This is a genomic window from Blautia hydrogenotrophica DSM 10507, from assembly GCF_034356035.1.
Lineage (GTDB): Bacteria > Bacillota > Clostridia > Lachnospirales > Lachnospiraceae > Blautia_A > Blautia_A hydrogenotrophica.
Map to the genome: position 1 here is coordinate 3541306 of NZ_CP136423.1, position 13958 is coordinate 3555263.

Sequence of the window (13958 nt, forward strand, 5' to 3'; positions counted from 1 at the left end):
ATCATTATACCAACAACACTGTTATTTTACAATCACCTTATTTCACTACCGGAAGCTGCTATTGGCTATTCGTTACATTTTTTTTAAAACTGCGTCTCTTTATTGGAAAGAATCTCTTTTCCTGCTAGAATCTCCTTATAATCTTTCAAATTTTTCTGAAGAAGCTCAGGGGTGTTCAATTCATAAGGACATTTTTCCATACATTGATTACAATGCAGACAGTCTTCGATCTTCATCATCATCTTCTGCATATCTGCTGTCAGCTGCATCTGAGTCGGCGCCCTCCGTATCATCAAAGACATTCTCGCACAGTCATTGATCTTGATACCTGCCGGACATGGCATACAATATCCACATCCACGACAGAAATTCCCACACAGCTCTTCCCTGTCATGATCAATGACCTGCCGCAGCTCCTCCGTCATCACAGGCGGATGATCTATGTAGGACAGAAACTCATCCAGTTCTTCCTCCCTTTGTACTCCCCAAATGGGCAAAACATTCTCATACTGTGCCTGAAAAGCATAAGCTGCCGCTGAGTTATTAATCAATCCTCCTGACAAAGCCTTCATAGAAATGAATCCCATATCCGCTTTTTCACATTTTTTCACCAGTGCAATGTCTTTCTCCGTAGCCAGGTAACAGAATGGAAACTGAAGAGTGTCATAAAGCCCGGAATCAATTGCCTCCTCAGCCACCTTTAAGCGATGATTGGTGATACCAATATGACGGATTCTCCCTTGCTCCTTCGCCTTTAGCATACACTCATAGACCCCACTGCCGTCCCCCGGCTTCGGACAAAAATCAGGATTGTGAAATTGATAAATATCCAGATAGTCCGTCTGAAGATTATTCAGCGTGGTCTCTAAATCTTTCCAAAAAGCCTCCGGCGTCACCGCCGCTGTTTTTGAAGCAATGTATACCTTATCCCTCATTCCTTTGAAGGCGAGACCAATCTTAACCTCGCTGTCTGTATAAAATCTAGCTGTGTCGTAAAATGTAATCCCTCTGTCGTAAGCTCTTCTCAGCAGCTTCACAGCCTCCGCGTCGCTGATTCTCTGAATTGGCAGCGCCCCAAAACCATTTTTATTGGTCACAATCTCCGTCTTTCCCAATCTCACAGTCTGCATTTCCTTGTCCTCCTATTTTGTCGACATCTAACTTTTTAAAAATTTGAAAGCTATTTTCTGACTTAATTCTGACTATTTTCAATTTATCATAAGATTTAATTTTTTTCAATATCAAATAGCATAATAAAGTGGATAAGCCTGCTTCCATTTCCTCATCCCCTCAATCTTTGAGGGGCTCGTTCCGCTTGCGCACTGCTGCGACACCGCAAAACGGTGAAATTCCTCATTGCGGCGTTCGCATCCATAGCGGAGCGTTTATGTAATGGGAAAGAACTTACACCCATTAGCGTGACAAGGTCTTTCCTATTATATAACAAAGTGGGCAAGCCCACTTCAACTCCTCATTCTCTCAATCTTTGAGGGGCGCGCCCCACTTTGCGCGCCGCCGCAGCACCGCCTTGCGGTGAAATTCCCCATTGCGGCGTGTGCATCTCGCCCGGAGGGCTTTTTATTGTATAGGAAACTTCGTTTCCTATACAATAAAAAAACTGCTGCCGCTTTCACGGCAACAGTACCCTTTCAACTACCTGTTATGCAATTACTTTATCCTCACTCTGTGCATTCTGCTGCTCCTCCAGATCACCAAACGCACAGCCTAAATTCTGCTCAAAGGTTCCAAAATTTTCAAGATTCTGCCGTGCCGGCGCATAAGATGGGTCCAATGCGTACGCAGCCCGAAAATGTCTCATTGCTGACGCGTGGTTTCCCTGCTTCTCCAATACAATTCCAAATATATTATGAGGTTCCGGCGCATCTGGATAATTCTTCATGGCATCCGCCGCCAACAATCTGCACTCCTCATATTTACCCTTATTAATCAGCTTCTTTCCTGCTTTGCAAAATGTATATAAATTACTTTTATTTCTGTTAAATACTCTCTCCATCATCTCTATCTTCTCCTTTACCTCTTTATCGAGGATATTTTCTTTATCTAAAGAATAACAAAGATTTTGTGATGATGGTGTGAGAGATTCTAAATCTGTGTGAGAATCCTGTGAGAATTTAATTTTCACTCAGCCGGTATCCCACTCCAATCTCTGTCAAAATATACTGGGGCTTCGCCGGATTTTTTTCTATTTTCCTCCTGAGACCAGCCATCAGTGCTCTCAACGCCTGAGTGTCTGTTCCATAATGAACTCCATAAACTTCTTTTAAAATATAACTTGTGGTCAGTACTTTTCCGATGTTGTGAAAGAATAGATTCAAAAGGCTGTACTCCATGGGAGTCACATGGATTTCTTTTCCCTCCAAGTACACCAAATGCTTCTCAAAATCTATACTCAAATCCTTGACCTTCGCCGTAGTCTGAACCCTCTGTCCTCCGATTCCCAGCCTGCAAAGGTGCCGCAGCGCCACCCGAATTCTGGCCAAAAGCTCCACTGCTGAAAAAGGCTTCGTCAGATAATCATCTGCTCCGCTGTCCAGCACTGCTGCTTTTTCCTGATCTTGGTCTCTCGCAGACACCACCACAATAGGAATCTCCGACCACTCTCTGACTTTTTGAATCACCTCGATGCCATCATAGTCCGGCAGCCCCAGATCCAGAATCATCAAATCTATCTGCCCTGACACCAACTCCGACATGCCAGCCTGCGCAGTCCCCACAGCTGTACACAAAAACTCTTCCTGCTTCAGCACATAAGATATAAAGTTTCTAATCTGAGGATCATCTTCTATGACCAAGATATGAATACTACTATTTTTCATGAGACACCTCCATAGGGAGCCGAATGGAAAACTCCGCTCCTTTGCAATCTTTCCGGTTGCCCGCGGTAATCGTTCCTCCATGCATCTTCACAATAGACTCACAGATCGCCAATCCCAGACCAACACCTCTCTTGGCATCTGCACTTTTCGTACTCGTCGTGTAAAACAGCTGGAAAATATGAGGCAAATCTGCCGGAGCGATTCCACTACCCTCATCCAACACTTGAAACAGTACTTCTCCTTGCTCCTCCTGCGTCTTTACCACCACACGAATTTCTTTTTCCTCCGATGTGTGCTTCACTGCATTGTCCATCAGATTCACGAGAACCTGTTCCATCAATCTTCCATCCATAGGTACCATCAGCAGTTCTTCCGGAATATCCACCGTAATTTCTCTTCCTGGATAACGCTTTGTCACATGGGCAATTGCACTGCCCAAAATCTCCTCTACCGCCTCCGGCTGCTTATTCAAGATAAGCCTGCCATCTTGGAGCCTCGTGAGATTCAGGATGTTTTCTACCAAAGACAGCAGCCAATCGGCATCCTTATAGACGCCAGAGGCCAGCTCACGGCCCTCCTTGTCCTCCTTCAGCATATCCATCAAAAGTTCCGAACTCCCCATGATTCCCGCCAGAGGAGTCCTCAAATCGTGTGAGATTGCCCGCAGCAGATTCCCGCGATATCTCTCCTGGGTCATCTCCGCCTTCGAACGATTGCTCTCCTGCACATTCCATACTCGCTCCATAGCCAATGCTGTGTTTTCCAACATAGCCTGCATCAACGGCAGATAACCTCTCATGGTACCAACCGCGGTATCTTTTGGCAACCGCAGTACACCTAGAATTCTGTCTTTGCCGTAGATAGGCCAATCACAAAACTTCTCTCCCACACAGACTGTGTTTTTCCCAAAGACGTTTCCCTCGGAATACCTGGCGAAATCCTCTTCTCCAGTTTTTTGAATCATCCGTTCACTACCTCTTTGCTGTTGATAAGTCTCCATGGGACAACCCTCCTGATTAAAACACAGGCACGCTGCATCACATCCCAATACTTTACTCACCTGCTCAATGACCGCTGAGACAATCTCATCCAAATCTGCTGCATTGGTAAGCCGATGTGTCAATCCATACAGTGCATTCGCGATTTTTTCTTTTTCCCACGCCTGGCGCTCGCTCTTCCTCGCCCTAGATGTCAGCGCACTGGTCATAATCGCGGTCACTGTCATAATCACAAAGGTCACCAGATAAGACAGATCATACACATTCAATGTAAAATACGGTGCTGTAAAAAAATAGTTAAACGTCAGTGTCGCCGCTACGGAAACCGCAACCCCATATCCATAGCCTGGGACAAAACGTGCGGTCAGCAGTACAGAAAAAATATAGATGATCACCACGTTGGTATCTGGAAATTTCATCCAGTGAAAAACCATTCCTATCAAAGTCGCGCCCGCAAGGCATCCAATCATCACCGCCACCGATTTCAACACCTGTATCATTTTCAAGACCACTGTCCTTTTATCACTCATTTTTCCACCCGAACCATACGATATCCAATGCCGATATGCGTCTGTATATAGGTTCCCCTCTCACATCCAATTTCTATTTTTTTTCTCAGAGAGGTCATGTATACTCTCAGAGAAGACAAATCGCTCTCAATACTGTTCTTCCAGATTTTATCCAGTATATAGGAATGCGTCAGAACTTTGCCGATATTCTGTGCCAGTAGACATAAAAGACTGTATTCAATGGGCATTAGATGAATTTCTTCTCCTTTTACCGTAACCGACGCGGAAGAGTAGTCGATTCGAAGCTGACCGTTCTCAAAAACCGGTGTCTCTTTTCCCGCATTATCCTCTAGATACTGAATTCTTCTCATTGTAGAGCGAAGCCTGGCCAGCAATTCATCTACACTGAAGGGTTTTGTCAGATAGTCATCCGCACCTGCATCTAACGCGTCAATTTTATCTTTGTCTTCACTTCTGGCACTTATGACGATGATCGGACACATAGACCAAGATCTCACACTCTTAATCACCTCAATCCCATCTATATCAGGAAGTCCTAAGTCCAACAGAATTACATCCGGCCTGTGGGAGACTGCTTCCATAATCGCCGTATTTCCTGTCGTAGTCAGTATATACTTGTAATCATTTACTTTCAAAGTACTCGTTATGAGATTTCCCACCAGCTTGTCATCTTCGACCACCATAATCAGCATATTTTCTTTTTTCATCAGAAATTTACCTCCTCTGCTTCTATCTCAAACCGAAAGACAGCTCCATGCGGATGATTATCCTCCACCCAAATTCTTCCTCCATGGGCTTCTATAATTGACTTACAAAGTGTTAGCCCCATTCCCATACATCTTCGTCCATCCGATGTAGTGTGATCTCCTGAATAGAACATTGTGAAAATTTTCTCTTTCTGGTCTTCCGGCACACCGTCACCATTATCAGCCACCTCAAAGACAACTTTATGTCTTTTCTCATATACATTTATCTCAATCTCAGACCCTTCCGGTGTATGCTTAAACGCGTTGTCGACTAAATTAGTCAGTACCTGTATGATCAATTTTGCGTCCATTTTTGCCATCAGCATATCATCAGCCTGACTTACTTTGAGCTTATGGTTTTTCACATGACGGTTCAAATGCTTCATGCTAGCATCCAGAACATCCTCTACCATCTCTGGCTGAAGTACAATATCCATGGTTCCATTTTCAATTCTCGTCACCGACAGTAAGTTTTCCACCAGATTAATCAGCCACACCGCATCCTCATAGATATCGTGAAATATTCTCGTGCGCTCAGAGTCCGCCATCATTTGATAGCTTTTCATCAGCATATCCGCATTTCCTGAAATACTCGTAAGAGGTGTCCTCAAATCGTGAGAAATCGCCCGCAGCAGATTCCCTCTGAGCTGCTCCTGTTGTAATCTAAGAGCAGTCTCCCTCTCTCGCCTACGCAGTTCCTCTTTCTCAAATGCCAGCGCCGATTCGTTGAGCAAAGCCAGCATTACACTTTTCTCGAAGGCGGTGGGAACCTTTCCATTTAACTCAATTCCTATAATCGCAAAAATTTTATCCCCATTGCGTACAGTCAGATAAAGGCATCTCGCGCCAGGAAGTGTTCCCGTTGTAGCCCCTGCGTGCTTGTTGTTCTTATATGCCCAGCTTGCCACCGCAATTTCATCCCGTGACAGCCCATTGGCTTCCTTGTTGCTGGCAAAGTAGTCCTGCAACTTCATATCTGAGCTTGGTTTTCCCGGAATACAGTACACAGTACAGTTCAACAGTTTTTCCAACTGCTGAATAGACTGTAGTGCTATCTGAGAGACATCCTCTGCCTGTTGCAGCTTTTGGCTTGTTTCCAACAAAATTTCTGTACGATATGCCTTCTCTGCAGCCTGTTTTGCCACTCTTTTCATCTGCTGAACTAGAGTAGAGACGGTCATTGATGTGGCAAACATCACAAAAAAGGTGGTGATATAACTCGTATCATTCACATGCAGTGTCAGCCGAGGTTCGGTAAAAAAATAATTGAATACTATCACGCTGCCTAAAGCATACAAAATACTGCTGATTCTGCACCGTGCAAACAGTGCCTGTAAAAGCCCACCCATCATATAGATCATCAGCAGATTGTCCGTCTGAAATTCATTTTCCTCAAAAAGAACACAAATGCCTGTTGAGAGCAGCAAGAATAAAAAAATTGTCAGTATATCTATTGACAGCCTCAGAGAATTCCGGTAGAAATCTTGGTTCCTTCTTCTCCTGACCCAGTGAATTTTATGTTCTTCTTCCAATGGATCTGGAATCAGCATCACCTTTAAATTAGGGGCAATCTTTAACAGTTTGTCTGAGATACTGTCTCTCTTAAAAAGCCAACGTCTGCCCTTATAGGTCTTCCCCATTATGATTTGTGTCACTTTTGCCACCTTGACGTACTCAGCGATCTGTTCAGCCACATCATTTCCATAGGAGACTATGATATTAGCCCCGCATTGTTCCGCCATTCGAATATTTGCCTGAAGATTATTTCTCTCTTGAACTGGCATATCATCCATACCAGACATCTCCACATAAAACGCAGTAAATTTTCCATGAAAAGAACTGGAAATCCTGGCTGCTTGACGTATCACTTCTGGGTTTGAAGCGGACGCCGACAGACATACCATGATGTGTTCATTTTCATCGGCAGCACTTTGTATATGAGCAGACATACGATTCACCCCTATTCTTTATTTTTATTCATATAAATATATCAAAAAATGAATGAATTGTACAGAAATAGACTCCCACGTCATCGAGCCGTTTTTTGATCTCCTTTTTGCTCTTCTACATTATTGTTGGTCATATATATTCTCGCAAACACCAGCGCTGCCTCATTCAGCATAGCAGTGAGCAGTCCATACTCAAAAGGCGGAATTTCCCTTTTCTCCTCCAAAACAATTCCCATAACCGCATAGATCTCGTCACCACTTTTAATAGGAAGATACATAGCCTGGGCGCCTGGAAGCGTATGTGTACAACAGCCAGCTCTTTTTTTATTCTCCAGGACCCACTGTACAACGGCACGTTCCTGATCATCTAACATATCCCGAAGCTGAGCCTTGTCCATCCCTACCCTTGGAAATAACCATGGTCCCGTCATTTTATTATCCTTTTTCACAAAAAATATCACTGACAGATTCATCAACTTCAGTACCTGATTGCTGAGTTCCTTCAATAGAGCTCTGACTGTATGAACCCGCCGCATCCTCTTGCTATTTTCCAAGAGTAATTCCGTGCGATATGCAAATTTCGCACTCTCTTTTGCCTGTTTTCTTTCACTGGTGATAATCGTAGAAATAATAAATGCAAACAGAAACATAAACACAAAGGTCGTATAGTAAGCCGGCGCATGAACGGCAAAACTGTAGATCGGCGGTACAAAGAAAAAGTTAAACAAAAATACACTGAGCAGTGCCGCCACTGCCGAAACCCACCTTCTCCGTGAGTAGAGAGACAGCATCAGAATCGCAAACAGGTAAATGATGATAATATTTGCACTCATAAAGCCGACTTGTTCCACACCTAAACTTACTACTGTGGCAATTCCAAGTGTAGCAACACCCCTTATAAGGTCTAAAAACAGGCTTCCATTTTTCTCCTCTTTCTTGTGCTTTGCCACATCTTTGGGAACCGCCCATCTCTCAGCCCGATTGCTGGTATCAGGAATAATATAGATATCCATGTTAGGAATATATTGTGTAATTTGATCGGTGAGCGTTCCCTTTTTCTGTCCCAGCCATATTTTGTGATTTGTTCTTCCTAGAACCAACTTTGATGCGCTACAGATTTTTGCATACTCCGCTATCTGAAAGGGAATATCCTCTCCAAACACCGTAGCGATCTTCGCTCCCAGAGCTTCTGCTAAATGCATATTTTCTTCGACCATTTTTTTTACTTTTCGGTCTGCATTTTGAAGATCAGGAGTCTCAACATATAAGGCAGTAAAGTTTGCATGAAAAGCATAAGCCAGACGTGAGGCGCTCCGAATCACTTTTGCACAGGTAGGAGAAGGAGAGATACAAGTCAAAACGTGTTCTCCCGTATAGTACTTTTTGTCACGGTACATCTTGCTCTCTTCAATCGCTATTCTGTTCACTCTATCCGCAGTTCTGCGCAGAGCGATCTCTCTTAATGAGATTAGCTTTTCCTTTGCAAAAAAGTTATTCAGCGCTCTCTCAGCCTGAATTGACTTATAGATTTTTCCTTCTTGCAACCTTTGTATCAGTGTCTCAGGTTCAATATCAATAATTTTCACCTGGTCTGCAGAATCAAATACCGTATCCGGCACTCTTTCTTTCATATGGATTCCGGTAATGCTTCCCACGATATCATTCAGACTCTCTAGATGCTGGATATTAACCGTCGTGTAGACATCAATTCCTGCATCCAGGATTTCCTCGATATCCTCATACCGCTTTTGATGCCTCAGCCCCTTAGCATTCGTATGGGCCAGTTCATCCACCAAGGCGAGCTGCGGCCGTCTTTTCAAGACTGCATCCAAATCCATCTCCCGCAGTTCTATTCCCTTATATTCCACCATCAGCGGCGGCAATACCTCTAAGCCTTCCATCATTGCTCGCGTCTCAGGCCGTGCATGAGGTTCGATGTAACCTGCAACTACATCTATCCCATTTTTCTGTGCCTGATGCGCAGCATCCAACATCGCATAGGTCTTTCCAACACCTGCCGCATATCCCAAAAAGATACTGAATTTGCCTCTCTTTTTTTTCTTCTCCTTTTGTTCTTCCTGTTGAATCTGCCGCAGCAGCTTCTCTGGGTCAGGTCTCATCTCTTCGCTCATATTTTCTCCCCTTTACACAACCGGATAGGAGAGAGCTATCGTCCCCTATCCGCCTCAATACTGCGTACAGCTCGCAGCATAGCTGCTCGCCGTCCGTTGCCCGGCAAATGTCCGCTCGTGCAAGTACGGTTACCACTTGCCGAGCTTATCACGCAAAATTGAGGCCGTCGCAGAAGGTATTCCTTCTGCAGCAACCTCTTAGATTCAGCACAGTGATTTCCTCTCTCACCACGCTGTCCATTATACTTACTCTGCATCTGCTGTGAGTTCTCCGATCTCCTGTGCAATGGCAATGTTGCATTTCAGAACGTTTACTTTTTCCTCACCAAAGACGCCTAGGATCTTGTGACTTGTATTCTCGTCTACAATCTCCCTTACTCTCTCCTCAGAGAGTCCGCTGTTTGCAGCTACAATCGGCACCTGAATCTCTGCTGATGCAGGACTGATGTGTGGGTCCAGACCAGAACCGGATGCTGTCATCAGGTCTGCTGGAATATCCTCTGTCAGTTCCTCGCCAGTAGCGTCTTTATAGCGCTCTTTAAAGTCTGCTACGCTTTCCTTTACTCTGGCTTCCAGATCAGGATTCGTCGCACCATAGTTGAATGAACCTGAACTTACACCACCATAGGTTCCATCTTCCGCTTCCTCTTCTGTATAAGTGTTATAGTTTACAGAAGAAACTCTCCCATGGAAGTATCTGTCATCAGTAAAATTCTGTCCCACCAATTCGGACCCTACTACCTCACCGTTTACCTCGACCAAATTTCCATTCGCCTGTTTTTTGAACATCACCTGGCCTAACCCGGTCAATACCAGCGGATAGATAACGGAACACATTACCATCAACACCAGGGTAAGGATAAAAGCTTTTTTAAAATATGATACAAAATTTTTCATCTTTTCTCTTCTCTCCTTTTATAGTCCTAAAAGAGCAAGCAACGGTGACACAAGCAAGTCAATAATCTTGATTCCGATAAACGGAACAATGATACCGCCAAGTCCATAGATTCCCATGTTTTTCAGCAACATCTTTTCAGAACGCATTGGTTTGTATTTTACACCCTTCATTGCGATAGGAATCAAACAAGGAATGATAATCGCGTTGAAAATAAGTGCTGACAAAATCGCGCTGAACGGAGTAGCCAAATGCATGATGTTCAGTACTTCCATCTGTGGAATAACCAGCGTAAACATTGCCGGGATAATTGCAAAGTATTTTGCCACGTCGTTCGCGATACTGAATGTCGTCAAAGAACCTCTGGTAATCAGAAGCTGTTTACCAATCTCAACGACTTCCAAAATTTTCGTCGGGTCAGAATCCAAATCTACCATGTTTGCTGCTTCTTTTGCCGCTGCTGTACCACTGTTCATAGCCAGACCAACGTCAGCCTGTGCCAGAGCCGGAGCATCGTTCGTACCGTCACCGGTCATAGCCACGATCTTACCTTCTGCCTGCTCTTTCTTGATCTCAACGATCTTGTCTTCTGGTTTACACTCTGCGATAAATCCATCCACACCAGCCTCTTTTGCGATAGTAGCTGCTGTCAGTGGGTTATCACCTGTACACATGATAGTTTTGATACCGATCTCACGGAGTCTTGCAAATCTCTCTACCAGACCCGGTTTTACAGTATCCTTCAGGTAAATGACACCGTAAATCACGTTATCTACACACACTACCAGCGGTGTTCCCCCTAAGCTGGAAATCTCTGTCACGATTCCTTCCAAATCCTCCGGAACCTTTCCGCCTTTTTCTGTCACATAAGTCTTAATTGCATCGTAAGCACCTTTACGTACTTGAGTGCCGTCTTTCAGGTTGACACCACTCATCTTAGTCTGAGCAGTAAACTCTACGAATTCCATCTGCTCTGCTGCTTCCTCGCCGATCTTGGTGCCCATCTCTTTTCCCAATTCCACTACTGATTTACCCTCTGGAGTATTGTCACACAGAGAAGTCATAACACTGTAGTCAATCAGGTCTTCTTTTGATCTTCCTTTTACCGGTTTAAAATCCGCCGCCAGACGGTTACCATAAGTGATGGTACCAGTTTTGTCAAGGATCATGGTATCAACATCACCGCAGGCCTCTACAGCTTTACCTGACATTGCGATGACATTAAATCTGGTTACACGGTCCATACCCGCGATACCGATTGCGGAGAGCAGACCACCGATTGTGGTAGGAATCAGACAAACCAGCAGTGCAATCATTGTTGCTACCGGAATAGCTGTCTCTGAATAATCTGCGAAGCAATACAAAGTTACTACTACAATCAGGAAAATGATTGTTAAACCAACCAACAGGGTATTCAATGCAATTTCGTTTGGAGTTTTCTGTCTGGAAGCTCCCTCTACCAGGGAAATCATCTTATCCAGGAAGGATTTACCAGGTTCAGAAGTAATTCTGACTTTCAGCCAGTCACTGACTACGGTAGTACCTCCTGTGACGGAAGAAAAGTCTCCGCCTGCCTCTCTGGTTACCGGTGCAGACTCACCAGTGATCGCTGACTCATCTACAGAAGCGATACCTTCGATAACCTCACCATCGTTAGGAATTAACTCATTTGTTCTTACAATAACAACATCGCCTTTTTTCAGCTCAGAAGCATTTACCAGCTTCTCTTCGCCATTGTCCAAAAGCAAATGTGCCATGGTATCTTTTTTTGTCTTCTTCAAGGACTCTGCCTGTGCTTTGCCTCGTCCTTCTGCCACAGATTCTGCGAAGTTTGCAAACAAAACTGTGATAAACAGAATCACCGCTACCAAACCATTATATACTCTAAGAGTACTGTCGTCACCAAACACTGTTGGGAAAATGGTAAGAACCAGTGCAATGAAAAATCCGATCTCAACCACGAACATTACGGGGTTCTTTATCATATATCTCGGACTCAGTTTCTGAAAGGCCCCAATTAAGGAGCTTTTCAGAATATCTTTTGTCACAAATTTAGTCTTTTTATTTTCCTTTGACATCTTAGTTGATATCCTTTCTCATTTTAATAGCTACAAATCATGCAGCCCGAACGTCAGTCAGCTGTTACATCCACAAAGTCAAATGCTCTGCGATCGGTCCAAGTGCCAATGCCGGGAAGAATGTCAGTGCTGCAAAAATGTATACAACAACTACAAGAATAATCACAAAGATTGCATTGTCTGTACGCAGTGTACCGACAGTCTCATTCACTTTCTTCTTAGCAAGCATACTTCCTGCGATAGCAAGCTGAGCAATGATTGCAATGTATCTTCCGAAGAACATCGCAAGTCCTGCGGTAATATTCCAGAAGTAAGAGTTATCAGCCAATCCTTCAAATCCAGAACCGTTGTTGGCCGCTGATGAGGAGTACTCATACAGCACCTGGGAAAGTCCATGGAATCCTGGGTTTGTGATTCCCTCAATGCCTCCGGTTGTAGAAACTGCCAAAGCTGAGAAACCAAGAATCAGCAACGGATGTACGATCAGTACAAGCGCAACCAGTTTCATCTCTCGGCCTTCAATTTTCTTTCCTAAGTATTCCGGTGTACGTCCGATCATCAGGCCGCATAAGAAGACTGCCAAGATGACGTACATAACCATATTCATCAAACCAACGCCCTTACCGCCGAATACGCAGTTCAACATCATGTGAAGCAGCGGAACCATACCGCCGAGTGGCGTCAGTGTATCATGCATGTTGTTTACAGTACCGGTTGTAAAGGAAGTCGTAACCGTAGTGAACAGCGCAGATTGATCAATGCCAAATCGCACTTCTTTCCCTTCCATACTTCCCATCGCCTGGCTGACCCCAGCGTCTGCCAGAATCGGGTTGCCGGCTTTCTCAGAGAAGAAGCAGACACAAACACCTACCATAAAGATAATTGCCATAGCTGCAAAAACGGTTCTTCCCTGTTTTCCAAAGATTGAAATCTTCTTTGCTGCCTCAACAGTTTTATTCTCAGATCTTTTTCTCTCCTGTACCATCTTACCAAAGGTAATTACACAGGCACCTGGGAGAATCATCATGGAATACATCTCTACGAGGTCAGAAATAATGGTCGGGTTCTCAAATGGCGTTGTCGAGTTCGCGCCAAAGAAACCACCACCGTTTGTTCCTAAGTGCTTAATAATCTCCAGAGCTGCGACAGGTCCCATCGCTAAGTCCTGAAGCTTGCCTTCAATTGTATGTATCGTCTGGTTAGACAAGAAGTTCTCTGGTGTTCCCTGACTAATCAAAATCAGACCACCGATAATGGAAACTGGAATCAGGATTCTCGTAGTGATACGAATCATATCCTCGTAAAAGTTTCCAAGATCTTTTCTCTTTCCGGCAAGTCCACGGCAGAATGCCATACAAGCCGCATAACCGGAAGCTGCTGATGTGAACATCATGTAAATGATGACCAACATCTGGCTCAAATAAGAAAGACCTGACTCTCCAGAATAATGCTGAAGGTTTGTGTTCGTCATAAAGCTGATGATTGTATTAAAAGAAAGGGTTGGTTCCATTCCTTCGATTCCGTTGGGGTTGTTGAAAAGAACTCCCTGGAATCTCAAAACGAGATAACCTACAAATACCATGACAGCATTGGCCATCAAAAGGTGCAGCGCATACTGTTTCCAGTTCATGCCCTGGCGATTGATTCTGCACAATTTGTAGATTCCGTTGTCAATACGGTTGAAAACCGGATCCGCAAACGTCTTTTTATTAGTCGCGATATGATACATGTAAGTACCCATCGGTATTACCAATACCATATATATCGCCAGCGAGATAAGTATCTGTAACATT

Annotated in this window: 10 protein-coding genes; all 10 read right to left on the reverse strand. The window is 44.2% G+C overall.

Annotated features, from left to right (window positions below; genetic code table 11):
* Positions 1–83: 83 nt before the first annotated feature.
* Complete coding sequence (locus BLHYD_RS16990; RefSeq protein ID WP_040350907.1) at positions 84–1130, reverse strand: aldo/keto reductase; 1047 nt, start codon at positions 1128–1130, stop codon at positions 84–86.
* 530 nt (positions 1131–1660) lie between these two features.
* Complete coding sequence (locus BLHYD_RS16995) at positions 1661–2017, reverse strand: tetratricopeptide repeat protein (protein ID WP_021844426.1); 357 nt, start codon at positions 2015–2017, stop codon at positions 1661–1663.
* Positions 2018–2132: 115 nt separating this feature from the next.
* Positions 2133–2837 (reverse strand): response regulator, encoded by a 705-nt coding sequence (locus tag BLHYD_RS17000; RefSeq protein WP_005952292.1) that lies wholly within the window; start codon positions 2835–2837, stop codon positions 2133–2135.
* Positions 2827–4365: a DUF4118 domain-containing protein gene (locus BLHYD_RS17005; protein WP_005952294.1), complete on the reverse strand. Its 1539-nt coding sequence runs from the start codon at positions 4363–4365 to the stop codon at positions 2827–2829. The genes BLHYD_RS17000 and BLHYD_RS17005 overlap by 11 nt, the downstream gene beginning before the upstream one ends.
* The gene (locus BLHYD_RS17010; protein ID WP_005952296.1) at positions 4362–5072 is read right to left on the reverse strand and encodes a response regulator; all 711 of its coding nucleotides are present in this window, start codon (positions 5070–5072) and stop codon (positions 4362–4364) included. Before BLHYD_RS17010 ends, BLHYD_RS17005 begins: the two co-directional genes overlap by 4 nt.
* Positions 5072–7060, reverse strand: a complete 1989-nt coding sequence (locus BLHYD_RS17015; RefSeq protein WP_005952298.1) for an ATP-binding protein — start codon at positions 7058–7060, stop codon at positions 5072–5074. The genes BLHYD_RS17010 and BLHYD_RS17015 overlap by 1 nt, the downstream gene beginning before the upstream one ends.
* Before the next feature lie 80 nt (positions 7061–7140).
* The gene (locus BLHYD_RS17020; RefSeq protein WP_005952300.1) at positions 7141–9192 is read right to left on the reverse strand and encodes a sensor histidine kinase; all 2052 of its coding nucleotides are present in this window, start codon (positions 9190–9192) and stop codon (positions 7141–7143) included.
* 246 nt (positions 9193–9438) lie between these two features.
* The gene (gene kdpC, locus BLHYD_RS17025; protein ID WP_005952305.1) at positions 9439–10089 is read right to left on the reverse strand and encodes a potassium-transporting ATPase subunit KdpC; all 651 of its coding nucleotides are present in this window, start codon (positions 10087–10089) and stop codon (positions 9439–9441) included.
* A gap of 18 nt (positions 10090–10107) precedes the next feature.
* Positions 10108–12165, reverse strand: a complete 2058-nt coding sequence (kdpB, locus tag BLHYD_RS17030) for a potassium-transporting ATPase subunit KdpB (protein WP_005952307.1) — start codon at positions 12163–12165, stop codon at positions 10108–10110.
* A gap of 64 nt (positions 12166–12229) precedes the next feature.
* Positions 12230–13957 (reverse strand): potassium-transporting ATPase subunit KdpA, encoded by a 1728-nt coding sequence (kdpA, locus tag BLHYD_RS17035; protein ID WP_005952309.1) that lies wholly within the window; start codon positions 13955–13957, stop codon positions 12230–12232.
* Position 13958 lies beyond the last annotated feature (1 nt).

Bases quoted from the DNA above. Each gene is read 5' to 3' on its own strand.
- BLHYD_RS17020 (WP_005952300.1), bottom strand. From the start codon at position 9,192: ATGAGCGAAGAGATGAGACCTGACCCAGAGAAGCTGCTGCGGCAGATT.
- BLHYD_RS17010 (WP_005952296.1), bottom strand. From the start codon at position 5,072: ATGAAAAAAGAAAATATGCTGATTATGGTGGTCGAAGATGACAAGCTG.
- kdpC (WP_005952305.1), bottom strand. From the start codon at position 10,089: ATGAAAAATTTTGTATCATATTTTAAAAAAGCTTTTATCCTTACCCTG.
- kdpA (WP_005952309.1), bottom strand. From the start codon at position 13,957: ATGTTACAGATACTTATCTCGCTGGCGATATATATGGTATTGGTAATA.
- BLHYD_RS17005 (WP_005952294.1), bottom strand. From the start codon at position 4,365: ATGAGTGATAAAAGGACAGTGGTCTTGAAAATGATACAGGTGTTGAAA.
- kdpB (WP_005952307.1), bottom strand. From the start codon at position 12,165: ATGTCAAAGGAAAATAAAAAGACTAAATTTGTGACAAAAGATATTCTG.
- BLHYD_RS16990 (WP_040350907.1), bottom strand. From the start codon at position 1,130: ATGCAGACTGTGAGATTGGGAAAGACGGAGATTGTGACCAATAAAAAT.
- BLHYD_RS17000 (WP_005952292.1), bottom strand. From the start codon at position 2,837: ATGAAAAATAGTAGTATTCATATCTTGGTCATAGAAGATGATCCTCAG.
- BLHYD_RS16995 (WP_021844426.1), bottom strand. From the start codon at position 2,017: ATGATGGAGAGAGTATTTAACAGAAATAAAAGTAATTTATATACATTT.
- BLHYD_RS17015 (WP_005952298.1), bottom strand. From the start codon at position 7,060: ATGTCTGCTCATATACAAAGTGCTGCCGATGAAAATGAACACATCATG.